The 23,514-nt window shown below is 72.8% G+C and carries 19 protein-coding genes; 11 read left to right on the plus strand and 8 right to left on the minus strand.

The features are described from left to right. Positions 1-29: 29 nt before the first annotated feature. The 3 genes from MB828_RS38780 to MB828_RS38790 form a co-directional block, all read right to left on the minus strand. Entirely contained in the window at positions 30-1,850 is a 1,821-nt protein-coding gene (locus tag MB828_RS38780) for an alpha-galactosidase D (RefSeq protein ID WP_301652259.1), read from the minus strand. Between the two features lie 36 nt (positions 1,851-1,886). Next, entirely contained in the window at positions 1,887-3,065 is a 1,179-nt protein-coding gene (locus MB828_RS38785; RefSeq protein ID WP_301652260.1) for an ROK family transcriptional regulator, read from the minus strand. Positions 3,066-3,268: 203 nt separating this feature from the next. Beyond that, complete coding sequence (locus MB828_RS38790; RefSeq protein ID WP_301652261.1) at positions 3,269-5,044, minus strand: M4 family metallopeptidase; 1,776 nt, start codon at positions 5,042-5,044, stop codon at positions 3,269-3,271. A gap of 309 nt (positions 5,045-5,353) precedes the next feature. Here MB828_RS38790 and MB828_RS38795 point away from each other — a divergent pair, with 309 nt between their 5' ends. From MB828_RS38795 to MB828_RS38840, 10 genes are all read left to right on the plus strand, one after another. Next, complete coding sequence (locus MB828_RS38795; RefSeq protein WP_301652262.1) at positions 5,354-6,580, plus strand: serine hydrolase domain-containing protein; 1,227 nt, start codon at positions 5,354-5,356, stop codon at positions 6,578-6,580. 113 nt (positions 6,581-6,693) lie between these two features. Further along, a complete protein-coding gene (locus MB828_RS38800; protein WP_301652263.1) occupies positions 6,694-8,043 on the plus strand; it encodes a CAP domain-containing protein in 1,350 nt (449 codons plus the stop codon). A 56-nt stretch (positions 8,044-8,099) separates the two neighbouring features. Next, positions 8,100-8,777, plus strand: coding sequence for an AIM24 family protein (locus tag MB828_RS38805; RefSeq protein WP_301652264.1), 678 nt, complete (start codon positions 8,100-8,102; stop codon positions 8,775-8,777). A 190-nt stretch (positions 8,778-8,967) separates the two neighbouring features. Beyond that, the gene (locus tag MB828_RS38810) at positions 8,968-10,008 is read left to right on the plus strand and encodes a tetratricopeptide repeat protein (protein ID WP_301652265.1); all 1,041 of its coding nucleotides are present in this window, start codon (positions 8,968-8,970) and stop codon (positions 10,006-10,008) included. Next, the gene (locus tag MB828_RS38815) at positions 10,005-10,997 is read left to right on the plus strand and encodes a polyprenyl synthetase family protein (protein ID WP_301652266.1); all 993 of its coding nucleotides are present in this window, start codon (positions 10,005-10,007) and stop codon (positions 10,995-10,997) included. Before MB828_RS38810 ends, MB828_RS38815 begins: the two co-directional genes overlap by 4 nt. An 83-nt stretch (positions 10,998-11,080) precedes the next feature. Continuing rightward, the gene (locus MB828_RS38820; protein ID WP_301652267.1) at positions 11,081-12,040 is read left to right on the plus strand and encodes a threonine/serine dehydratase; all 960 of its coding nucleotides are present in this window, start codon (positions 11,081-11,083) and stop codon (positions 12,038-12,040) included. A gap of 199 nt (positions 12,041-12,239) precedes the next feature. Continuing rightward, a complete protein-coding gene (locus MB828_RS38825; protein WP_301652268.1) occupies positions 12,240-13,862 on the plus strand; it encodes a serine/threonine protein kinase in 1,623 nt (540 codons plus the stop codon). 336 nt (positions 13,863-14,198) lie between these two features. Next, a complete protein-coding gene (locus MB828_RS38830; RefSeq protein WP_301652269.1) occupies positions 14,199-15,239 on the plus strand; it encodes a hypothetical protein in 1,041 nt (346 codons plus the stop codon). 64 nt (positions 15,240-15,303) lie between these two features. Continuing rightward, on the plus strand, positions 15,304-15,729 hold the full coding sequence (locus MB828_RS38835; protein ID WP_133028961.1) for an SsgA family sporulation/cell division regulator: 426 nt from the start codon (positions 15,304-15,306) through the stop codon (positions 15,727-15,729). Positions 15,730-15,796: 67 nt separating this feature from the next. Then, on the plus strand, positions 15,797-16,465 hold the full coding sequence (locus MB828_RS38840; RefSeq protein ID WP_301652270.1) for a DUF2238 domain-containing protein: 669 nt from the start codon (positions 15,797-15,799) through the stop codon (positions 16,463-16,465). On the opposite strand, the gene MB828_RS38845 is transcribed toward MB828_RS38840, so the two are convergent. Continuing rightward, complete coding sequence (locus tag MB828_RS38845) at positions 16,450-16,935, minus strand: DUF6328 family protein (RefSeq protein WP_133028960.1); 486 nt, start codon at positions 16,933-16,935, stop codon at positions 16,450-16,452. The genes MB828_RS38840 and MB828_RS38845 overlap by 16 nt on opposite strands. An 88-nt stretch (positions 16,936-17,023) precedes the next feature. Continuing rightward, complete coding sequence (locus tag MB828_RS38850) at positions 17,024-18,007, minus strand: aldo/keto reductase (protein ID WP_133028959.1); 984 nt, start codon at positions 18,005-18,007, stop codon at positions 17,024-17,026. 139 nt (positions 18,008-18,146) lie between these two features. Between MB828_RS38850 and MB828_RS38855 the strand changes: the two genes are divergently transcribed. After that, entirely contained in the window at positions 18,147-19,871 is a 1,725-nt protein-coding gene (locus tag MB828_RS38855) for a cholesterol oxidase substrate-binding domain-containing protein (protein WP_301652271.1), read from the plus strand. On the opposite strand, the gene MB828_RS38860 is transcribed toward MB828_RS38855, so the two are convergent. The 3 genes from MB828_RS38860 to MB828_RS38870 all read right to left on the minus strand — a co-directional run bounded on the left by MB828_RS38860 (position 19,868) and on the right by MB828_RS38870 (position 23,317). Further along, complete coding sequence (locus MB828_RS38860; protein WP_301652272.1) at positions 19,868-20,455, minus strand: TetR family transcriptional regulator; 588 nt, start codon at positions 20,453-20,455, stop codon at positions 19,868-19,870. The genes MB828_RS38855 and MB828_RS38860 overlap by 4 nt on opposite strands. After that, positions 20,452-22,020: an MFS transporter gene (locus MB828_RS38865; RefSeq protein WP_301652273.1), complete on the minus strand. Its 1,569-nt coding sequence runs from the start codon at positions 22,018-22,020 to the stop codon at positions 20,452-20,454. Before MB828_RS38865 ends, MB828_RS38860 begins: the two co-directional genes overlap by 4 nt. A 100-nt stretch (positions 22,021-22,120) precedes the next feature. Then, a complete protein-coding gene (locus tag MB828_RS38870; protein WP_301652337.1) occupies positions 22,121-23,317 on the minus strand; it encodes an FAD-dependent monooxygenase in 1,197 nt (398 codons plus the stop codon). Positions 23,318-23,514: the final 197 nt, after the last annotated feature.

Raw genomic sequence — 23,514 nt, forward strand, 5'->3', positions numbered from 1 at the left:
GTTCCCGAACTACGCACTCACCGGGGTCATCACCGTGACGACTTCGGCACGTCGATCCGGTCGACGTCCGGCGCGTACCCCGACCCGCTGTCGAAGCTGATCGTGTTGGCACCGGCCTTCAGGGTCACCGGGACGCTCACGGTCGAAACCGTCCCCCAGTCCCCGGTCGAGGGGAACTTGTGACCGGTCCCGCTCCCGGAGTTGGCCGAGACGGTGGCCGACCGGGAGTCACCGCTGATGTACGCCACCTTGACCAGGTACGTGCCGGCCTTGTCGACGACGACGTCGTTGAAGGTGAGCTTGCCGCCCTGGTAGAGGTTGCCGACCTTCTTCTGCCCGGAGCAGGCGTCGCACCCGGCGACGGAGGCGTTGCCGCTGAGGGTGTTGCCGCTCGCCTCGGCCTCGTAGCCGGTCGACGCCAGCGCGCTGCCCTTCGGCGTCACGGTGAACAGCCGCGAGCCGTGGGCCGGCAGCGCCTCGGTGATCTTGTTCTGGAAGCTGCCCAGGTTCTCGTGGTTCCACAGGTCGCGCACCGAGGCCTTGCCGGTGAAGCCCAGCGCCGTCCAGTCGGCCGTGACCGCCGAGGGCGAGCCGGCGAGGTTGAACAGGGCGACCGTGTACGTGCCGTCGGCGTTCTTCGCGGCCCAGACCTGCTGCGGGTCGGACGGGGTGACCGGCCGGGCCGGCGGGTTGTCGCTCTGGTCGATGCCGATGACCTCGCGGTTGGTGAGCAGCGAGAGACCGTAGTCGTCGAGCTTGGTCATGTCGTCGCCGGTGAACAGCGGCGACTTGGCGATGGCCCACAGGGTGGCGTAGCTCTGCCGTTCGGCCTTGGTGAGACCGTCCATCGCGCCGTTGCCGACGTCGAGGGAGTCGAGGTCGTTCCAGCCGCCGGGGCCCGCCTTGCCGGTCCAGGCCGGGGTGTCGTCCCAGCGGTCGTCGACCGAGTTCTCCCAGCTGACCAGGGTGTTGCAGTAGCACTCGACGTCGGTGTCGATGCGCCAGCCGTTGGTGTACTTCTGCCAGTCGGCGGCGTGTCCGTAGTCCAGGGACCAGGAGGCTTCCAGGTGGATCGGGCGGCCGGTGCCGGCGATCGCCTTGTGCCAGGCGGCGACGTCGGCGACGTTGTCGTACTGGTCGCCGCTCTTGCCCGAGCCGGGGCCGACGCCGTCGAGCTTGAGGAAGTCATAGCCCCAGCCGGCTATCAACTGGGCCTGGGAGTCTATGTACTTCTGCGCGCACGGCCGGTCGAAGTCGATCTTGTAGGAGCTGTCCCAGCCGTTGGTGGTGCGCAGGTCCGGGTAGACGATGTCGGCGGTGGTGCACCCCTCGGCGTTCCAGATCGGGGTCTTCCCGTCGCCGTAGGCGCCCTTCTCCAGGCCGGCCGGCAGGTAGATGCCGGCCTTGAGGCCCTTGGCGTGGATGCGGTCGGCGACGGCCTTCATGCCGCTGGGGAAGCGGGCCGGGTCGGCCTTCTGGCGGCCGTACTGGTCGTAGCCCTGCTTCCAGTTCCAGTCCATCCACCAGCCGGCGTCGATGTTGACGTGGTCGTAGCCGTACTGCTTCAGCTTGCTCGCCATGGCGTCGGTCTGCTTGAGGACGTTCGCCTCGGACAGGTAGCTGTAGTCGCCCTTGTCGTTGAGACCGGGGTACTTGGAGGACTGCATGCTCCAACTGGACCAGCCCATGTAGGGCTTGGCGGCGATCGGGGCGGAGGCCTGGGCGGGGGCCTGGGCCGGGCTCTGGGCCTCGGCGGCGGGCACCGCGGACGCGAAGGCCGCGGTCAGCGCCAGTACGAGGACGGTTCTCAGCCCGCGTGCGGGCAGGACGGAGTGTGCAGGTGACCGCATGGGCCCTCCTGGTTCAGGGTCTTGGGCGGCTCAGCCCTAGAGGGTGGGAGAGGACGTGATGAAGGACTGGATCGCGGCGGCCGCGGCCCCGCGGGCCCACTCCTCGAAGGCGAGTGGGCGGGTCTGTACGTCGCACTGCGCGGCGGAGCCGAAGGCCGCCGCGGTGAACGAGTCGAGGATGTGCTCGGCGAAGAGGTCGTAGGCGGCGAGCCCCTCGCCCGAGATGATCACGCGTTCGGGGCCGAAGAGGTTGGCCACGGTCGCGATGCCCCGGCCGATGGCGTCACCGGCCCCGGCGTACACCTCGCGGGCTCCGGCGACGCCTTCGTGGGCGAGGGCGGCCGCCTCGGCGGAGTCGGCGACCGGGCGGCCCGTCACCTCCCGCATGCGGGAGACGATCGCGGCGTCCCCGGCGATCGCCTCCACGCAGCCGCGGTTGCCGCAGTGGCAGAGCGGTCCGGCCGGGTCGATGGCCACGTGCCCGATCTCCCCCGCCACCCCGTGTGCGCCCGCGACCACCCGGCCGTGGACGACCAGCCCGCAGCCGATGCCCGCGCCGACGGTGACCACGGCGAAGTCGGAGAGCCCGACCCCGGCGCCGAACCACTGCTCGGCGACGGTCAGGGCGCGCACGTCGTTGTCGACGACGACCGGCAGTCCGGTGGTCATCGCGGCGAGTTCGGCGAGGGCCACGTCGCGCCAGTCGAGGAAGGGCGAGTAGCGGACGACCCCTTCGGCACGGTCCACGTCACCGGAGACGGCGATGCCGAGGCCGAGCACGGGGGCGCCGAAGTCCTCGGCCTCGGCGCGCAGTTCGTGGGTGAGTTCGGCGACGGAGGTCAGGACGGCCTTGGCGGCGCGGTCGGTGACGGGGAGCCGGCGGGCCAGCCTGATCCGGCAGCAGAGGTCGGTGAGGACCGCTATGACCTCGTCGCCGGTGACCTTGACGCCGATGAACAGCGCGCGTCCACCGTCGACCCGCACCAGGTTGGCGGGGCGCCCGAGGGTGGGCCGGGCCTCGCCGTCGGCGTCCTCGGCCAGGTACCCGGCCGCCAGCAGCGGACGGACGGCCTTGGTCACGGCGGCCGGCGACAGGCCGGCCCGGCGGGCCGCCGCCAGCCGGGTGAGGGGGCCGTGGGACAGCACCGTGGTGAAGATCTGCGAGACGGCCGGCGTATGGGCCGGAAACGTCTCGGCACTGGTGGTGGAGCGCATGGCCGGGAACTTAGGTGGCTTATTTTCCGCTGTCAATAAAAGAAACAGGAATCACCTGAAGGTTGACTGTGAGGCTCCAGTGGCCTTCAAATGGCGGGTGTGCTGGGGGCGTTGGCCCGTGTTCCACCAGCCGTCCCGGTCCGCCCGATCCGGGTACCCGGCCCCCCGACAGGGCACCCGGACCAGCGGTTCCGGCGCGTCCGTCAGTGCCGGGCGGCCGGGTCGTCGGCGGCGGTCACGTTGACCGCGGCCCAGGCCTGGTCGACCGTGCGGTACTCGACGCTGCTCGCGCCGTAGAGGTCCTTGGCCGCCTTCAGCGTCGCCGTGCGGGCGTCGTGGAAGTCGGTCGAGGAGACCATGTACCGGGTCAGGGCCCGGTAGAAGACCGCCGTGGCCTTGGTGCGGCCGATGCCCGTGACCGTGGAGCCGTCGTAGGTGGGCGAGTCGTAGGTGGTGGCGCCGATGGTCTTGCGGCCGCTGCCCTCGGCGAGCAGGTAGAAGGCGTGCGAGGAGACGCCGGAGCCGGCGTGCACCTCGGCGTTCGCCACCTGGGGCGACCAGTAGTCGACAGTACCTTCGAGGCGGTCGAGCGAGGGGTGGTCGAGGCGGCGCAGGAACTTCTGCGCCAGGCCCAGCTTCTCGCCGAGGAGGTAGTTCGGCGGGTTCTTCGGGTTGTTGGCGAAGAACTCCACATTCGAGCCGAAGATGTCGGCCAGCGACTCGTTGAGCGAGCCCGCCTCGCCGTACTGGTTGCCGTCCGAGTCGATCCGGGTCGGCTCCAGCTTCGCGGTGGCGTCCACCACGCCGTGGGTCAGTTCGTGGCCGGTGACGTCGAGGACGACCAGCGGCTTCTTTATCTGGTCGCCGTCCCCGTCGCCGTAGAGCATGCAGCCGCAGGTGGAGTCCCAGAAGGCGTTGCCGACCTTGTCGCCCCAGTGGACCATGGCGCGGGCGGGCTTGGAGTTGTTCGCTATGCCCTTGCGGCCGAAGGCCTTCTTGTAGAAGTCCAGGGTCTCGGTGATGCCGTACTGCGCGTCGGCGGCGGCGCTGCCCCGGCTGGTGGTGGTGCCGTTGCCCCAGCTGTCGGTGGTGCTGGTGAACTTGACGCCCTGGCCGAAGCTCTCGGTCTCCCTGCCCTTGGCGTCCCGGGTCTCGGTGCCGTACCGGGTCGGGTCCTTGAGCAGGAAGCTCCGGCGGGCGGTCTGTGTGGTGGTGAGCGCGACCTTGCCGACGAAGAGGGACTTCCCGGTGCCGTGCGCGGTCGCCGGGTAGTGGGCCGCCGCGGCTGCGGACAGGCCGGTGAGGGCCTGCGGTCGGGCGCCGGTGGCGGTGGCCGGGTCGAGGGTCTCGCCGCGCCGGCGGAGGGTCTCCAGCACCTTGGGCGAGAGGAACTCGTCACTGTCGGGGGTGTTGCTGCGCACCTTGCCGGTGAGGGCGTCGACGACGACCGTGCTGCCGCCGCCCGCGCCGTCGACCGGTACCTGGTAGGCGAGGGCCGCGGCGCCGTCGCGGGCGTCCACCACGAGTGCGGCGGTGCCGGCCTCGCCGCCGGCGGCGGAGGCGGCCTTCTCCTCGGCCTGGCGGGCGGTCAGTCGCGCCGTGGTGGTGGCGGGTGCCACGGGGTGTTCGGCCGCGCGGGTGACACCCGTGTAGGCCAATAGACGGGAAAGATGGACGACGAGGTCGCCGCCGAGCACCGGCATGCCCCGGTGGGTCCGTTCGAAGCGGACGTGACGCGCGCCTTCGGGGTCGATCATCACGTCCTGGGCCCGGAGTTCGTCGCCGGCGCCGACACCGGTCGCCGCCGGGTGGGCGAAGGCCGCGGCGCGGGCCGCGGCCGCCACCTGCGCGGTCGTCGTGCCGGCGGCCGCCCGGTGCACCCCCGTGCCGGGACCGGCGAAGGCCGTACCGGCCAGGCCCGTGGCGGCCGTCGTCACGGCGACGGCGACCGCCACGCTGCGTATGTGCGCACTACGCACTGGTCAGGGTTCCTTTGTTCTGACGGCGACCGGCGTCACCGGCCGCCGCGCGGCATGGCGTCGTGGGACGCCAAAGGGGCTGGTCGGGCCCCGGGCCGCAACCCTTCCGGACGAGTCATGTCCATGTAAAGCACGGTTCGTCGCTTTTCTTGCGTTTCGTGGCAATACTTTGCGAATCCGCCTCGCACAGTGATCGCTGGGCGACCAACTGTGCGTCGGCTGTGGAGATGTGACGGGATGCGAGAAGGTTCCCCGAACCGGATGTGACCCATCTCGCATCGGAAGCAGCACTGAGAGGAGCAGGGTCGGATGGTCTCGGCAATGGTCAGCAGAAGCGCGGTGCTCGGAGCGGTGGCCCTGTCACTGCTCGCGGTCCCGGCCCAGGCGGCGCCCATGAGGGCGGGAGCACAGCCGCGGACGGCGGCCGCGCCGCCGGCGCCGGACACCGCGGCGATGGCCGCGGTGCTCCGCTCGGTCGTGGCGAAGGGGGCACCCGGCGCGATGGCCCGTATCGACGACGGCACGAAGGTCTACCGGACGACGCAGGGCGTCGCCGACCGCATGAGCCGACGGGCCATCACCACCACCGACCGCTTCCGCGTCGGCAGCGTCACCAAGACCTTCTCGGCGGTCGTCCTGCTCCAGTTGGCGGACGAGCACAAGCTCGACCTGGACGCGCCGGTCAACCGCTACCTGCCGGGCCTCCTCCCGGACGACCGCATCACCGTGCGGCACGTGCTGAGCCACCGCAGCGGACTGTACGACTACACGAACGACATGTTCGCCAGCAGCGTGTCGGGCTTCGAGGCGGTCCGCAACAAGGTCTTCACCTACCGCCAGCTGGTGGGCCTCTCCCTGCAGAAGCCGCGCACCAACGCGCCGGGCGCCGCCTACTCGTACTCCAACACCAACTTCGTGGTCGCCGGCCTGCTCATCGAGAAGATCACCGGGCACAGCGTGCGGACCGAGTACGAGAACCGCGTCTTCAAGCCGCTGGGGCTGACCGACACCTTCTACGTCCACCCCGGTACGACGATCCCCGGACAGCACGCCAACGGCTACCTCACCGCGGACCGGGCGGGCGCGAAGCCGATCGACGCGACGGAGCAGACCGTGTCCTGGGCGCAGAGCGCGGGCGCCATCATCTCCTCCACCCGCGACCTGAACACCTTCTACTCCGCGCTGGCCGGCGGGAGGCTCACCTCGGCCGCCGGGCTCGCGGAGATGGAGCGCTTCACCCGCGTCAACTCCACCACCTCCTACGGCCTGGGGCTGCGCCGCCGCGACCTGTCCTGCGGGATCTCGGTGTACGGCCACACGGGCGCGGTCCAGGGGTACTACACGTACGCCTTCACCACGAAGGACGGCGGGCGCAGCCTCACCGCGGTCGCCAACGCCTCCAACAGCTCCGCCGTGCTCAACCGGCTCGCCGACACGCTGGAGCCGGCGTTCTGCGGCAAGCAGCGGTCCGTGCGGAGCGTCGCCACGCCGCCGGAGCGGGAGGACGTGGCACCGGCCGCGCCGCGGGAGCAGTAGGCCCTGTCTGACGCCGGCACCCGGCGGGAACCTCGCGTCCGGGCCGGACGTTCAACCGGCGACTCCCCCACCGGGCCCGGTGTTCGGCCCCTGACCTCAGCAGAGGCGGCGAGATGAGCGAGCTGGTCCCCGGGGGCAACCTGCCCCTCCCGGGCGGCGCGCTGACGCTCCGGGTGCCCGGCCCCTTCGACGTCTCCGCCCTGATCACCGACGAGAGCGGGAAGGTCGGCGGCGACGCCGACTTCGTCTTCTACAACCAGCCGGACGCACCCGGCGTCCGGCTGCGCGGCGACACCCTGACCGTCGAGACGGCCCTGCTGCGCTCCGGCGCCGCGCGGGTCACCCTCACGGTCACCGCCGCCGAACCCGGCACGGCGCTCGGCGCCCTGCCCGTCTCCATCCTGCACGTCACCGACCGGCTCGGCCGCACGGTGGCCCGGTTCGCCCCGCCACGCCCGCGCACGGAGACCCTGCTGCTGCTCGCCGAGATATACCGCAGGGGCACCGACTGGAAGCTGCGCGCGGTGGGGCAGGGATACGCCGACGGACTGGCCGGGCTGGCCAGGGATTTCGGGGTGGACGTCGTCGAGGACCGGCAGCCGCGGCGCCCGGCCGGCTTCCGTGCCGCCATCCCCTCGCAGCGCACGGCGGCCGCGCCGGCCCGCCCCTCGGTCGCCGCCCTGCCCGATCCGGACGGCCTGCTCGGCCTGGTCAACTCCGCCCGGGCCCGGGCCGGCCGGCCGCCGGTGGCCCCCGACACCCGGCTGCTCTCGGCGGCCCGCGCGCACGCCGGCGCGATGGCCGAAGCCGGCGAACTGGCCACGGAGAGCCGCGACGGCGTCTCCGTGCACCAGCGGATCAGCCGCACCGGCTTCGCCTACGTCACGGTCGGCGAACACCTGGTGTCCGGTCCCCGCACCCCGGCCGAGTTCGTCGACCACTGCCTGGCCACCGGGGACGCCCGGCGCACCCTGCTCGACCCCGCCTTCACCCACGCCGGCCTGGCCCACGCCCGCGACCCGCGCGGCGGGGACACCTACTGGACCGCGCTGTGGGCCAGACCCCTGACCGGGGCCGAACTGGCCCGCACCCGCGCCGAGGTCGTGGAGCTCACCAACCGGGAGCGCACCCGGGCCGGGCTCCGGCCGCTCGCGGAGGATCCGCTGCTGGCGGCCGCCGCGCAGGCGTACAGCACCGACATGGCGACCCGCGACTTCTACTCGCACACCTCCCCGGAGGGCACTCAGCCCTGGGACCGAGCGGCCGCCGCGGGCTCCCGGCGGCGCACCATCGGCGAGAACATCGCGTGCGGCCAGCGCTCCGCGGCCGAGGTGGTGGAGGGCTGGATGAACAGCCCCGGCCACCGGGCCAACATCCTGAAACCGGACTTCACCCACCTGGGGACCGGCTTCGCCGGCGGCGGCCGGGCGGCCACCTACTGGACCCAGTTGTTCGGTGCCTGAACCGGTACGTTCCGTGATCTTGGCGGAACGCATCCCTCCGGGACACCATGCCCCGCATGAAGGGTGATCTCTTTTCCGATGAGCACATGGTCGCACCGGCCGTCGAGGCCGGTATGTCGATCGAGAACGCGAAGTGTGTCAAGTACGCGGTGAACGGCGAGATGTACGCCCGCCAGGGGGCGATGATCGCGCACCGCGGCAGTCTGCGGTTCGAGCGCAAGGGCCAGGGCGTGGGCGGCATGCTCAAGCGCGCCGTCACGGGCGAGGGGCTGCCGCTGATGTCCGTGCAGGGGCAGGGTGAGGCCTGGTTCGCGCACGAGGCGCAGAACTGTTTCATCATCGAGGTCGAGCCCGGTGACCAGTTCACGGTCAACGGCCGCAACGTCCTGTGTTTCGACGCGTCCCTGTCGTACGAGATCAAGACGGTGAAGGGGTCCGGCATCGCCGGCGGCGGTCTGTTCAACAGCGTGTTCTCGGGATACGGCAAGCTCGGGCTGATCTGCGACGGCAACCCGCTGGTGATCCCCGTCTCCCCGCAGGCCCCGGTCTACGTCGACACGGACGCGGTGGTGGGCTGGACCGCGCGCCTGGAGACCTCGCTGCACCGCTCGCAGTCCATCGGTTCGATGCTGCGCGGGGGTTCGGGCGAGGCGGTCCAGCTGATGCTCCAGGGCGAGGGACATGTCGTGGTGAGGCCGAGCGAGGTGACCCCGCAGAAGGCGCAGCAGCACTGACGCCCCGTCCGGTGATCCCCGCCACACAGGCAACCCCGGCGGTTCCCTCGACGTCCTGATGCACGAGAGCGAAGCCCTGGCCCCCGCGGCCAGGGCATAATTCGGGCGCACTATACACACCATGTATACATGCCGTGTAGAGACGGCGGACATACCCGGTGTGCATACGCGTCGGCGTAGAGAGGCACGCATGTACGGCAAGGCATTCGCCCCGGAGTACCAGGGCGCGTTGACCTCCCTGTCCGTGAACTCGTCGCTGGTCGACGTGCTGGCGGCGGGCATCGAGCAGCTGCGGGCGGCCGAGCGGTCCGGACGGCGCGACGAGCAGGCGCGCTGCCAGCTGGCCGTCGCGGAGGCGCACCGGCGGCTCGGCCGGGTGGCGGACGCCGACCGGGCCTGGAAGGCGAGCTACCGCACCGCCCGGGCGGCCGGGGAGACGGCGGCGATGGCGTGGGCGCTGTGGAGCGGCGGCACCCTGGCCCGGCAGCGCGGAGCGTTCCCGCTGGCCCGGCGGCTGCTGGCACTGGCGGCCGAACTCGCCGAGCGGGGCGGGGACGTCGTCGCACGCGGCTACTCCCTCGCCGGGCTCGCCGAGACCGGCCGGATCCAGGGCGACTACGAGGCCGTGGGGCGGCTGCACGAGCAGTTGCTGGCCGAGGCCCGGCGGCGCGGCGAGGCACGGCACACGGTGTGGGCGCTGGAGGGCATCGCGCAGATGCACCGCAACACCGGGTCGTACGACACGGCGTACGCGTTGTTCGAGGAGGCGGCGGAGACCGCCCGGCGGGCCGAGGACCGGCGCGGGCACGCCTGGGCGCTGCGCGGACTCGCGGACATCGTGTCGGTGCGCGACGGCGACACCGAGCGGGCGCTGGCACTGCTGTCCGAGGCCGAGGTGTCCTGCCGGGCGATGGACCTGTCGAGCGCGCTGGCCTACAACCACAAGATGCGCGGCAACGTCCTGTACCGGGCCGGGCGTCACACCGAGGCCAGGGCGATGTACGAACTGGCGCTGTCCGAGTTCCGGGCGATGGGCGAGCCGCGCGGCGAGGCGCTGTCCCGGCTCGGGCTCGCCAAGGCACTGGCCCGGCTGGGCCGCGACCGGACCGAGACGGCGGCCGAACTCGCCGACCTCGCGGGACTGCTGGAGCGTGCCGGACTGCGGCACACCCGGGAGATGGTGCTCCGGGCCCAGGCGGAGTTCGGTGTCGGCGCGGAGGCCGTGCGATGACCGCGCCCGCGCCGGTCAGCACTCCCCCGCAGGTCCTCGCCCGCTGCCGGGACCTGGTGCGGCCCGCGCTCCGGGCCGCGGTGGGACGGCTGCACCCCTGGGTCGGCGAGATGGCCGCGTACTCCTTCGGCTGGTGCGAGGTCGGCGGGGCCCCCGTCGACGCTCCCGGCGGCAAGGGGGTCCGGCAGGCACTCGCGGTGCTCGGCGCCGAGGCGGCCGGCGCACCCGCGCGGCGCGGGGTTCCGGCGGCGGTGGCGGTGGAGCTGGTGCACGCCTTCTCGCTGCTGCACGACGACATCATGGACGGCGACCTCACCCGCCGGTCCCGGCCCGCGGTGTGGCGGGCCTACGGCACCGGGCCCGCGGTGCTGGCGGGTGACGCCCTGTTCGCGCTGGCCGTGCGGACCCTGGCCGACTCCCCCGGTGCCGTGCGGCTGCTGTCGGAGGCGCTGGCGGACCTGATGCGGGGGCAGGCCGACGACCTGCTGTTCGCGACGCGGCCGTGGGCCGGGGTGTCGGCGCGGGAGTACCGGGTGATGGCCGAGCACAAGACCGGCGCGCTGCTGGGGTGCGCCGTCGCGCTGGGCGCCGGCCTCGGCGGGGCGCCCGAGCCGACGGTGCGAGCGCTGGACCGGGCCGGCCGGCATCTGGGGGTGGCGTTCCAGCTGGTCGACGACGTCCTGGGGATCTGGGGCGACCCGGCCGTCACCGGCAAACCCGTGCACGGCGATCTGCGGGAGCGGAAGAAGACGTATCCCGTCCTGGCCGCGCTCGCCACCCCGGCCGGTCCCCGGCTGACCGGCCTCCTCGACACGCCCGGGTGCGCCGAGGAGGCGGCGGCGCTGATCGAGGAGGCGGGCGGGCGCACGGCCGCGGTCACCGAGGCGCGCCGGCACACCGCGCGGGCCGAGGCCCTGCTCGCCGGGCTGCCGCTCGCCTCCGCGGACCTGCGTGACCTGCTGGACTTCCTGGTGCGCCGGGACCTGTGAATCCGAGTTGACCCGGGACGCCCGGCCGGGTCAGGGTGCGGACGGCGCGGACCTCCGCCCCCGCGCCGGAAGGGTGAACCGCCTTGATCGGCATCTCGGACATCGAAGCCGCCGCACAGCAGATCGCCGGGCACGTCGTCCGCACGCCCACCGTGCCCAGTCCCGGTCTGTCGGAGCTGCTCGGCGCCCCCGTCACCGCCAAGCTCGAACTCCTCCAGCGCACCGGCTCGTTCAAGGCGCGCGGCGCCACCGCGAAACTGCTGTCGCTGAGCGGGGCCGAGCGGGCGGCCGGCGTGGTCGCCGTCAGCGGCGGCAACCACGGCATCGCGCTCGCGGTGATGGCGGCGGCCCTCCATGTGAAGGCGACGGTGGTCATGCCCCGTACCGCGCCCGCCCGCTCGATCGCACTGGTCGAGGCGGCCGGGGCGTCGGTGCGGCTGACCGACGGCATGACCTCGGCGTTCGAGCTGGTGACCGTGTTGCGGGACGAGGGGCTCACCCTGGTGCACCCGTTCGACGACCCGGTGGTGATCGCCGGGCAGGGCACGCTGGGCCTCGAGTTCGACGAGGACGCGGACGACCTCACCGACGTGGTGGTCAGCATCGGCGGCGGGGGCCTGATCGCGGGCGTCGCGGCGGCACTGCGCGCCCGGCGCCCGGACGTGCGGGTGTGGGGCGTGGAGACGGAGGGGGCGCAGGCGATGTCCGAGGCGCTGGCGGCGGGCGGACCGGTGCCGGTGACGGGGTCGTCGATCGTGACGACGCTGAGCGCGCCGACCGTGTCCCGGCTGACGTACGACCACACGGCGGCGCTGGTGCGGGAGGTCCTGGTGGTGCCGGACCGGGAGGCGGTACGCGGCAGTCTGGAGTTCGCCGAGCACGCCAAGGTGTGGACCGAACCGGCCGCCGGGTGCCTGCTGCCGGCCGCCCGGCAGGTGCTGGAGCGGGTCGGGGACGGGGCGCGGATCGGCCTCGTGGTGTGTGGGGGCAATGTGACGCACCGGGAGATCGCCGAGTGGACGGACCGTTTCGGACTGGGCTGAGGAGCGGATCGCAGCCGGGCTTTTACCGTCGGTTACCCGCAGGTCGAGGCCCGGCCATTCACTGTTTTCCCCAAGTTCTCCGCGGGTGCCGCCGTTTGAATAAAAGGCAAGAACGGCCCCGGAGTTGCAGATCCTTTGAACAAACCGGGGCGCGTCCCCCGTACCTCTGGGCAAGACGAGGCAGGGGTTCCAGCGAGGGATGACGATGGTCAAGGCGCATGTCTCCGCACAAGAGTTGGTCGCGGGTAGGTACCGGCTCATCGAGGTCGCCGACCGCGAGCCGAACCGCATCAGCTGGTACGCGGAGGACATACAGGCCGAGCGACCGCGGCTGGTGACCCAGGTCGAGCTGCCCGAGCCGCCGACCGCTGACACCGTGCGCCGGACCACGGCCCGCATCCTGCGCTCCTCCGAGGTCATGAGCGCGCTGCGGCCCGGCCGGGTCGCCATGGTGATCGACGCCTTCGTGGAGACCGGCACGCTGTGGACGGTGACGGAGCTGATCGACGGCACGCCGCTCAGCGCGCTCCTCGTCCAGCAGTCCGCGTTCGACCACGTCCAGGCCGCCCGGATCGGCCTGGAGGTGCTCGACGTGCTGGAGGCCGCGCACAGCGACGGCTACACGCACGGCGAACTCAGCCCCGGCCAGATCTTCGTCCGTGACAAGGGCCCAGTGGTGATCACCGGCTTCGGCCTGGCGGGCGCGACGCTGGCCCCGCGGGTCACCGCCCCGGCGTACGCCTCCCCGGAGCAGGCCCGCGACGAGCGCATCGGACCGGCCGCCGACCTGTGGGCGCTCGGCGCGATCCTCTACACGATGGTCGAGGGGCGGCCGCCGTTCCGGGACCGCGGCCGCGCCGACGCCACCCTGAAGGGCGTGGACCGGCTGCCGCTGCGCACCCCGCTGCGGGCCGGGCCGCTCACCCAGGTCGTCCAGGGTCTGCTGCGGAAGAACTCACGGGAGCGGCTGAGCCGTCCGGTGGTCCGCGACGCGCTGACACGTGTCCTGGACGAGGACCCCGAGGCGGTCGGGCAGCCCGCCCCGGTCCCGCGGCTGCGCGGCGCCTACGTGGCCGCCCGGGCCTCGGGCTGGAGCAGGACCACCATGATCGGCGGGACCGCGCTGGCCGTGGTGACCGTGTCGGTGGCGGTGCTGGCCGCGACCCAGGGCCTGCCGGGCACCTCCTCGGCGGGCTCGGCGCCCAGCGCCTCGGCCACGGCCGCAGGCCCCGGCAACCGCACCGACGGCAACGCGTCGAGCGCGTCCCCCTCCCCGCCGGGCACGTCCCCCTCCCCGCCGAGGACGTCGGCGTCGGCCCGCCCCAGCCCGTCGTCCTCCGCCTCGGCGACCGCCGGCGGGCTTCCTGCGGGTTTCCACCGGTACACCGCCCCGGAGGGCTTCTCCGTGGCGCTGCCCACGGGCTGGAAGCGGCTGGAGACCGCGCGGGCGCAGGACCAGGCCTACCGGGTCACCTTCGGACCGGGTGGCGACGACCCGCGGACCCTGGCGGTCACCTACAGCACCCAGGCCGGCCCCGACCCGGTCGCCGTCTGGCGGCAGGACGTGGAGCCGCAGCTGGAGCGGTTGGACGGCTACCAGCGGATCGGCGAGATCACCGCGACCACCTACCAGGGGTACCGGGCGGCGGACATGGAGTGGCTGTCCGGCACCGGCGCCGACCGGCTGCACACCTTCGGCCGCGGCTTCCTGCTGGGCGGCGGCCGCAGCTACTCCCTGCGGATCACGGCACCCGCCGCCGACTGGAACGACACCGCGGACCAATTGGCGACGAAGACGTTCCTGACCACGTTCCGCGCGTAGCGCAACGGCCGGCGAGCCGGCCCCCTCCCCACGCGGTGCGGCACCCGCACAAGGCACCCAACACCCGGCACCCGACACCTGCCCACGGTGTCCGGCACCCGACACCCAGCACCCGCCCACGGTGTCCTGCATCGGACACCCAGCACCCGCCCACGGTTTCCGGCACCCGCCACGTGTCCGGCGCGCCCGCAGTTCCCGGCGGCCCGGCCACCGGGCCCTTCCCGACGCGCCCCGCCCGCCCAGCCCGCGCCGGCCGGCGCACCTGGCCACGGGCGGTGGGTCGATAGGGTGGCGGACCGTACCCGTGCAGTCCGGCAGCCTTCAGGAGCGTTCCCCGTGAGCCTGGCGATCGACCCGTCCGAGACGTCCAGCGCGTCCCCGGCCCCCCTCTCCGACCTCGTCGCGCGGGACGCGCGGGAGTTCGGCGCCTACGTGCGCACCGGTGGATGGACGTTCGGGCTGATGGTGGCCCGCAGCGTGCGGCCGGGCGGGCAGGGCGCGGAGGAGACGCCGAAGGTGTCGGCGAAGGAGTTCGCCGAGCTGGCCGGCTGCTCCCCGGAGCGGGTCATGCGCTACTACAAGGCCTGGGACCGGGCCGCCGACGACGGCCTGGTCCCGCACTTCGAGGCGCTCGCGCCCGGCCAGGAGGTCGAGCTTCCCGACTCCGACGTGTGGTTGAACTACTACGTCGCCCGCAGCAGCGCCGGTTCCGAGCGCGGCGCCGCCATCGCCGAGGCCGCCGAGGCCGAGGGCATCCGGCCCACCAAGGCCCTGGAGGTCGCCGAGAACCCCACCGCGCTGCGCGCCGCGATCCTCGCCGACCCCTCCACCGCGCGTGCCGCCCGCTCGGCGCTGCTGGACCGCATCAAGGAGGACCCGGACCTACAGACCGTGCTGGCCCGGGACGTGGTCCGCACCGCCGACCTGAAGAAGGCCGTGGCCACCGAGAGCCGTTCCGCCGACCGCATCGGCTACGTCCGGCAGATCGCCGAGTCCGGCCAGATCAAGACCCCGGCCGGACAGACCGTCGACGCCCCGGCCGAGCTGCGCCAGGAGGCCGAGCGCCATCTGTCCCTCCTCGACGAACTGGACGACGACGAGGACACCGGCGAGTGGGCGACCGAGGCCTACGACACCCTGAAGAACCTCGTCGTGGAGGCGGTGGAGGCCGACCCTGACCTGCGCGTCCAGGAGAAGCGCACCAAGTTCTACAGCAGCCTGCAGAAGGCGACCAGGGCGTTCGAGGAGCTGACCTTCGACGACGCCCAGGACTTCTACGAGGACGACATGCTCCAGCGGCTGGAGGAGCTCCAGCAGGCCATCGGGTCCTGCCTGGCCGCGCTGCGCGGCGCGACGGGTAATTCCGCTCGGGATTGAGCGTTTTTCCCGTGAGAGGGGTACTAGAGGGCACCAAGCCCGATCGTTCTCGGAGGCCACTCGCGTGAACCCCATCGTGCACAGGACCCTGGTGGTACAGCTGCGGACGGACGGGACGGGCCGCTGTCCCGTCCTCGCCCACCTCTCCTACGACGCGGACGACCCGTTCGCCGTGACCGCGGTGTTCACCCTGGACGGCCGGGTGCTCGCCCGGTGGCGGCTGGACCGCGAGATGCTGAACGACGGCCTGAGAGAACCGGTCGGCATCGGCGACATCCGGCTGCGGCCCGAACGGCAGGGGCGCTGGAGGGAAGTGCGGATGGACTTCCTCGGCGACCCGCTGCCCGGCGGTGAGCGCCACCACGCGGTGGTGTTCGTGTGGGCGCCCGCCCTGGCCGCGTTCCTGAGCGACACGTACATGTCGGTGCCGCCCGGCCGGGAAGTGGTCCGGGTGGACGACGTACTCGCGGAGATCCTCGCCACCGGCTGAGTAGCCGTACTCATGTGGCGTCCGGGCGCCACGGACACGATGGGGCTCCCACGACAAGGAGTCCGTCATGACCGCTGTGCACCCCGACCCGCGCCCCGTTCCGCACCGCGTGCCCCGCCGGGTGCCGCCCGCCCTGCTCGCCGGGGTCGTGGTGGCGGGCATGGCCGTCTCTGCCTGGGGCGCGCGGGACCGCACGACCTGGTTCCTGGAGACCGTGTGGGTGCTCGTCGGCCTTCCGCTGGTGGTGCTGACCTGGCGGCGCTTCCCGCTGACGGGCCTGCTGGCCGGGCTGCTCACGGCGCACGCGCTGGTGCTCGCCGTCGGCGGTCACTACACCTACGCCGAGGTCCCGGCGGGCGACTGGGTGCGCGACACCTTCGGCCTGGACCGCAATCCGTACGACCGCTTCGGCCACCTCACGCAGGGTTTCGTACCCGCCGTCCTGGTACGGGAGCTGCTCAGCCGTACCTCCCCGCTGCGCGGCAGCCGCTGGCTGGCCCCGCTCACGGTCTGCGCGTGCCTCGCGTTCAGCGCCTTCTTCGAGCTGCTGGAGTGGCTGGCGGCCGAGATCGGCGGACACGGCGCGGACGCCTTCCTGGCCACCCAGGGCGATGTCTGGGACACCCAGTGGGACATGTTCTGCGCGCTGGTCGGGGCGACCCTGTCGGTGCTGCTGCTCAGCAGGGTGCACGACCGGCAGCTGCGGGCCCTGGAGGCGGCTCAGCGGGTCGTGTGACGGCGCCTGGCCCACAGCGGCAGGGCGTACCAGCACAGCAGGTACCAGGCCACGACCATCCCGACCACCCAGGTGATGCCGCTGCCGCCGGTGGCCACTCGCAGGATCAGCACCAGGGAGGCGGTCATGGTCGCCAGCAGCAGGAAGAGGCCGATCGAGGTCAGCCGGGACGCCAGCCGCACGGCCTGCGGCTTGACCTTGCGGCCGGCCACCAGACGGTGCAGGGAGACCGGGCCGATGAGGGCGCCGGTGGCCGCGGCGCCCAGGACGACCGTGACGACGTAGATGGTCTTGTCGACGTCGGCCAGCTGGGCGTACTTCTGCTGGAAGACCACGGTGAGCAGGAAACCGAAGAGGATCTGCACACCGGTCTGGGCGACGCGCACCTCCTGGATGAGTTCTCCCCACATCCGGTCGGCGCGCTCCTCCTGGGTCTCGTCGCGGCCGGTGCGCGTCTCCTGCGTGGTCATGGCTTGCGGGTAACCGTGCGGGTGAATCCTCAAACAGCCCGGACCGGGAGCGGGGCGCCGCCGCTCCCGGTGCCGGTGCCGGCGGCCGCTACCAGCGGCTCTCCACCTGGTCCTTGATCCGGCGGTCGTACAGCTCGCGGATCGCGGTGACGGTGTCGGCGGGCAGCTGCGGGAGCTTGGCGGCGGCCGCGTTGGCGCGGGCCTGCTCGGGGTTGCGGGCGCCGGGGATCACCGTGGTGACGCCGGGCTGCTCGATGATCCAGCGCAGGGCGAGCTGGGCCGGGGTGTACCCCTCGGGGGCGAGGGCGGCGAACTCGGCGGCGGCCTCCACGCCCGTGGCGTAGTCGACGCCGGAGAAGGTCTCGCCCTGGTCGAAGGCCTCGCCGTGCCGGTTGTAGGTGCGGTGGTCGTCCGCCGCGAAGACGGTGTCCTTGGTGTACTTGCCGGACAGCAGACCGGAGGCGAGCGGCACCCGCGCGATGATGCCGACGCCGGCCTCCCGGGCGGCCGGCAGCACCTCGCGCAGGGGCTTCATGCGGAACGGGTTGAGGATGATCTGCACGCTGGCCACGCCCGGGCGGGCGATCGCGGTGAGGGCCTCGGCGCAGGTCTCGACGCTGACGCCGTAGGCCGCGATGCGCTCCTCCTCGACCAGGGTGTCGAGGGCGTCGAACACCTCGTCGGTGGAGTACACCGGGGTGGGCGGGCAGTGCAGCTGGACGAGGTCGAGCCGGTCGACGCCCAGGTTGCGGCGGGACCGGTCGTTCCACGCGCGGAAGTTGTCCAGGACGTAGTTCTCCGGGATCTGGTCGACCCGGCGGCCCATCTTGGTGGCCACCAGGACGTGCAGGTCCTGCCGGCTGCGCAGGAAGGTCGCGATGGTCTGCTCGCTGCGCCCGTCGCCGTACACGTCCGCGGTGTCGAAGAAGGTCACCCCCGACTCGGCCGCCGCCTCCAGGACGGCCAGTGCCTCCTTGTCGTCCACCTCACCCCAGTCGGCCCCCAGCTGCCATGTGCCGAGGCCGACGACCGATGCCCACTGTCCCGACCTGTCGATTGCGCGTTCGTCCATGGCGCCAGTCTGTCACCCACCACCGACAACGGTGTCAGGGGCCGGTCCGGGCCCGCCCACCTGTGAATCCTTCACTCACACGGGTGATTGTGTTCGACGGAAATCGAGAAGCCGTCAAGCCGGCCCCTAGCTTGTCGGCGTGACCGATCGTTCAGTGAGCAACTTCCCTGTCCCGGACGGCTGGAGCCGTCGCGCCCTCCTGAGGTCCGCCGCCGCGCTGGTCGCGCTGCCGGCGGCGCCGGTCCTGGCGGCCGCCGATCCGGCCGTGGCCGCCGCCGAACTGCCCGGTTTCCCCGCGGAGGTGGCGCTCTACCGCTCGGCGTACCGCAACTGGGCCGGTGAGATCACCGCGGACGGACTGTGGGCGTGCGCCCCGGCCGACGCCGGCCAGGTGCTCGCGGTCGTCGACTGGGCCTGGCGCAACGGCCGGCGGGTCCGCGCCCGCGGCTCCTCGCACGGCTGGTCGCCGCTGACCGTCACGGAGGGCACGACCGCCGCCGACGAGGTGCTGCTCGTCGACACCTCGGCCCACCTCACCGGCCTCTCGCTGGAGTCCGGGGCGCGGGTACGTGCCGGGACCGGTGTCACCCTGGAGGCGCTGCTCACCTTCCTGGAGGGCCACGGCCTCGGGCTCACCGCGACCCCCGCGCCCGGCGACCTCACGCTCGGCGGCGCGCTGGCCGTCGACGCGCACGGCACCGCCGTACCGGCCGCCGGCGAGGAGCCGTCGCCCGGGCACACCTACGGCTCGCTGAGCAACCTGGTGCTGTCGCTGACGGCCGTGGTGTGGGACGAGTCCGCCGGCGCGTACGTCCTGCGGACGTTCGGGCGCGAGGAGGCGGACTGTGCCGCGCTCCTCGCCCACCTGGGGCGTGCCCTGGTGACCGAGGTGGTGCTCCGGGCCGGGGCGAACAGCAGTCTGCGGTGCCTGAGCCGAACCGACATCCCGGCCGCCGAACTGTTCGCGGCGCCCGGTTCGGGCGGCCGGACCCTGGACGGCTTCCTGACGCGGTCCGGGCGCGTCGAGGCCATCTGGTTCGCCTTCACCGAGTACCCGTGGCTGAAGGAGTGGAGCGTCGCCCCCACGAAGCCGCTCACCGCACGGCACGTCACCTCGCCGTACAACTATCCCTTCTCCGACAACGTGCCGACGGTGGTCGCCGACCTGGCGGGGCGGATGGTGTCCGACGCGGCCTGGTATCTGGCGCCGGTGCTGGGCAACGCGCAACTGGACGTGGCGACGGCCGGGTTGGCGGCGACCCTGTCCGCGGACCTGTGGGGACCGGCGAAGAACACGCAGCTGTACATCAGACCGACCACCCTGCGGGTCGACGCGAACGGGTACGCGGTGCCGACCCGGCGGTCCGAGGTGCAGCGCGTGGTGCACGAGTTCACGGCGTTCTACCGGGAACGGCTCGACGCGTACGCCGCGTCGGGGCGGTTCCCCGTCAACGGGTCGGTGGAGATCCGCGTGACCGGTCTGGACGAGCCGGCCGACGCGGGGGTGGACGGTGCCCGGACGGTGTCGCTGTCCGCGCTGCGGCCGGTGCCGGGCGCGGACACGGCGGTGTGGCTGGACGTGCTGACGCTGCCGGGGACGCCGTACGCGCACGCGTTCCTGCGGGAGCTGGAGAGGTTCCTGTTCGACAGGTTCGAGGGGACCCGGGTGGAGTGGTCGAAGGGGTGGGCCTACACCGAATCCGCCGCGTGGAGCGACCCGGAGGTGCTGGACGGGAGGATTCCGGCGTCGTTCGGTGACGAGGCGTGGGACGCGGCGGTGACGGCCCTGGACCGGCTGGACCCGCACCGGGTGTTCGGTAACGCGTTCCTGGACCGGCTGCTCGTCGCGCGGGCGGTCGGCTAGGGCGTCAGCTGGGTCTGGACGGCCGGCCCGTAGCGGTCGGCGATGTCGGTGATCGTGGCGTCGCGCAGGCGGGGGCCGCGGGCGATGCCGTACATGACGCCCAGGCCGATGAGCTGGGCGACGGCGAGTTCGGCGCGCAGGCCGGGGTCGGGGCCGGTCAGCCGGGCGGCGAGGGCGTCGACGACGTGCGCGCGGAAGTTGGCGCGCAGCACGTCGCCGTGGTCGCCGTGCAGGGGCGCGAACACGATCCGCAGCAGTGGGTCGGCGCCGCGGTCGCGCTGGCTCTCCAGGACGTGCCGGACCATGTGCCGGCCGAGTTCGTCCAGGGGTGCGGCGAGGAGGTCGGCCGCGTCCGTGTCGAAGGACATCACGCGGGCGAAGAGGCTCTCCTTGTTCCCGAAGTACTTCAGGACCAGCGGTGCGCTGACCCCGGCACGCTCGGCGACGTCCTTGAGGGTGATGTCGGCGTGCGCGTGCCGGGCGAGGAGGTGGCGGGCGGCCTTCAGGATGGCCGCCTTGGTGGCCTCCGCGTCCCGGCGGGCGGGCGCGGAGGGGGTGCCGGGTGGGGTGCTCACGGCACTCATGCTCCCTCCAGCGCGTCGTCGCGGGTGCCCTCGGCACGGCGTGCGGCGCGCGGGGATTCGCGCGGTGCCCCGTCGGGGTGGGCCCTGTCCACGGGCGTGCGGTCGCCGGGGGCCTTGTCGCCGGGCGTGCGGTCGCCGGGGGCCTTGTCGCCGGGTATGGACAGGGCTGCGGCGCTGGCCGCGAGTGCGACGGCGCAGGCCATGGCGAAGGCCAGCAGGTAGCCGTGCAGGGTGGGGACCGGGACACCGCCGACGAGGCCGGTGTGATGGGTGAGGACGGCGGCCACGGCGGCGCTGGAGGTGGCCTGGCCGATGGTGCGCATGAGGACGTTGACGCCGTTGGCGGAGGCGGTCTGGCTCGCCGGGACGGCCCGCAGGATGAGGGTGGGCAGCGCGGAGTAGGCCAGGGTGGTGCCGGTCGCGACGACGGTGGCGCCCAGGATGATCATCCAGAGGTCGCGGCTGTCGGCGATGCGCACCACGTATCCGCAGGCGATGACCGCGGCGCCGAGGGCGAGGGTGACGCGCGGGCCGCGGGCGGCGGAGATCCGGGCCGACAGCGGGGAGAACAGCAGCATGGTGACGCCACCGGGCAGCAGGCACAGGCCGGTGGCCACGATGGACAGGCCCAGACCGTATCCGGTGGCCTTCGGCGCCTGCACCAGCTGGGCGGTGACGAGGGAGTTGGCGTAGAAGGCGAACCCGGTGAGCAGGGCGGCGACGTGGGACAGGCCGACCCGGGGCCTGGTCACCAGGTGCAGGTCGACCAGCGGCTGGGCGGTGCGCAGCTGCTGCCACCACCACAGGGCGAGCACCAGTGCGGCGGCGGCGAACAGGCCCAGCACGCTCGGGCTGCCCCAGCCCCACTGACCGCCCTGGGAGACGCCGAGCAGCAGACAGGTGAGGGCGACGGCGAGCCCGAGCGCGCCGAGCACGTCGAACCGGCCGGCCTCACGTACCGGGGACTCCCGGACCGCCCACCACACGGCGGCCACCCCGAGCGCGCCGAGCAGGCTGGTCAGCCAGAACATGGTGTGCCAGTCGTAGTACTGCACCACCAGCGCGGCCAGCGGCAGGCCCAGCGCGGCGCCGATGCCCACGGTGGAGCTCATCAGCGCGACCGCCGATCCCCGGCGCTCGGGCGGCAGTTCGTCCCGCAGGATGCTGATCGACAGCGGTACGACGGAGGCGGCGGCGCCCTGCAGGGCGCGGGCGGCGATGAGCACGGCGATGTCCGACGACAGGGCGCACAGCACGGAGCCCACCGTCATCAGGGCGAGGGCGCCGGTGAGCACCCGGCGCTTGCCGTACATGTCGCCGGCCCGGCCGAGCACGGGGGTGAGGACCGCGCCGGAGAGCAGGGTCGCGGTGACCGTCCAGGAGACGGCGCCGGCCGAGGAGTGGGTGAGCCGGGGCAGGTCCGGCAGGAGCGGGACGACCACCGTCTGCATGACGGCCATGAGGATCCCGCCGAAGGCCAGGACCGGGATCGTCAGCCGCTCCCGGAGTCCGGGCGGTGCGGCGGACGGCTCCGGAGAGCCGGCGGTCGGGGCGGGGTGGTCCATCGGCACTCCTGCGGGCGACGCGTGGAAGAAGGTGAATATGAATTCACCCTATCGGGTGAATGGCCTTTCACCAACGCGGGGCCGGGGAGCGTCCGGGTGACTATGACCGGACGTGCAGGGCGCGCGCCGCCCGCGGTCCGAGCCACCGCTTGAACCGGCGCAGCGTCTCCAGCCGGCCGGCCGCCTTGTCGAGGCCGTAGTAGAGCTGGGGCGGCACGTAGGGCAGCAGCGGCGAGTGGCGCTGGCCCAGCAGGGCGAACATGCGGTGCGCGGGCAGGTCGATGTAACGGGGCAGGTTCTCGTACCACTGGGCGCTCAGCCGGGCGGCGCTCTGGGCGGAGACCAGTTCGGCGCGGCGCCGGCCCTCGTAGGCGGCGAGGGCCCCCGGTACGGCGCCGGCGCCGTGCTCGCGCAGGGCGTCGGCGAGGCACATCGCGTCCTCCAGGGCGAGGGTGGTGCCGGCGCCGATGGAGTAGTGGGTGGTGTGGGCGGCGTCGCCGAGCAGGACCAGGTTGCCGTGGTGCCAGCTGCGGTTGGTGAGGGTGCGGAAGGCGGGCCAGGCCGCCGAGGAGCCGCCGATCAGCGGCTGTCCGTCGAGGACACCGGCGAACAGCTTCTCCAGCACGACGAGTTGCCCGGCCTCGTCCATCGCGTCCAGGCCGAGGCCGGTGAGCGTCTCGGGGGCGCACTCGATGACGCAGGTGCTGTGCCCGCCGTCGTACGGGTAGCCGTAGCACCAGACCCAGCCGTGTCCGGTCTCGGCGAAGGCGAAGGTGAAGGAGTCGAAGACCTGGGTGGTGCCGAGCCAGACGTAGTGGTTGCGGCCCTCGGTGACCCGGGTGCCGAAGTGGTCCGCGTGCCGGGTGCGCAGGGCGCTGTGGATGCCGTCGGCGGCGACGACGAGGTCGGCCTCGGGAAGGTTCTCGGGTGCGATCTCCTTCTCGAACTCCAGCCGCACACCGAGGGACCGGGCGCGGCCGGCGAGGATCTCCAGGAGGCGGTGGCGGCCGATGCCGTGGCCCGGGTCGCCGGGCCGGCAGGTGATCTGGTCGCGGACGTGGGCGACCCCCTGGGTCCAGCGCACCGAGCTCTCCTCGACGAGGCGGGCCGACTCGGGGTCGTACGTGTGGAGCCGGTCGAGCAGGGCGCGCCAGTAGGTGACGCCCCAGCCGTAGGTCGAGCCCTCGGGGTTGCGCTCGTGGACGGTGATCTCGTGGGACGGGTCTTGCCGCTTGAGCAGGATCGCGAGATACAGGCCGGCGGGCCCGCCTCCGACGCAGTCGACCTTCACGCACACACCCCTGGGTTTCACCGAACGTGGTCAATTGGCACCGCAGGGTAGCAGCGCGGGCGAGTCCGGCCGGGTTTTCGAATCGCGCCAGATTGACGCCGTGAGCCACGACACCCGGACGGCGGACCGGCGCCAAGGATCGACGGGAACCGCCCCGCCCGAGCAAGGAATTCCCCGTTCCGGTACCGCGCGAGCCCCCGCTC

This window comes from Streptomyces arenae, from assembly GCF_022343545.1.
GTDB classification, from domain to species: Bacteria; Actinomycetota; Actinomycetes; order Streptomycetales; family Streptomycetaceae; genus Streptomyces; species Streptomyces humi.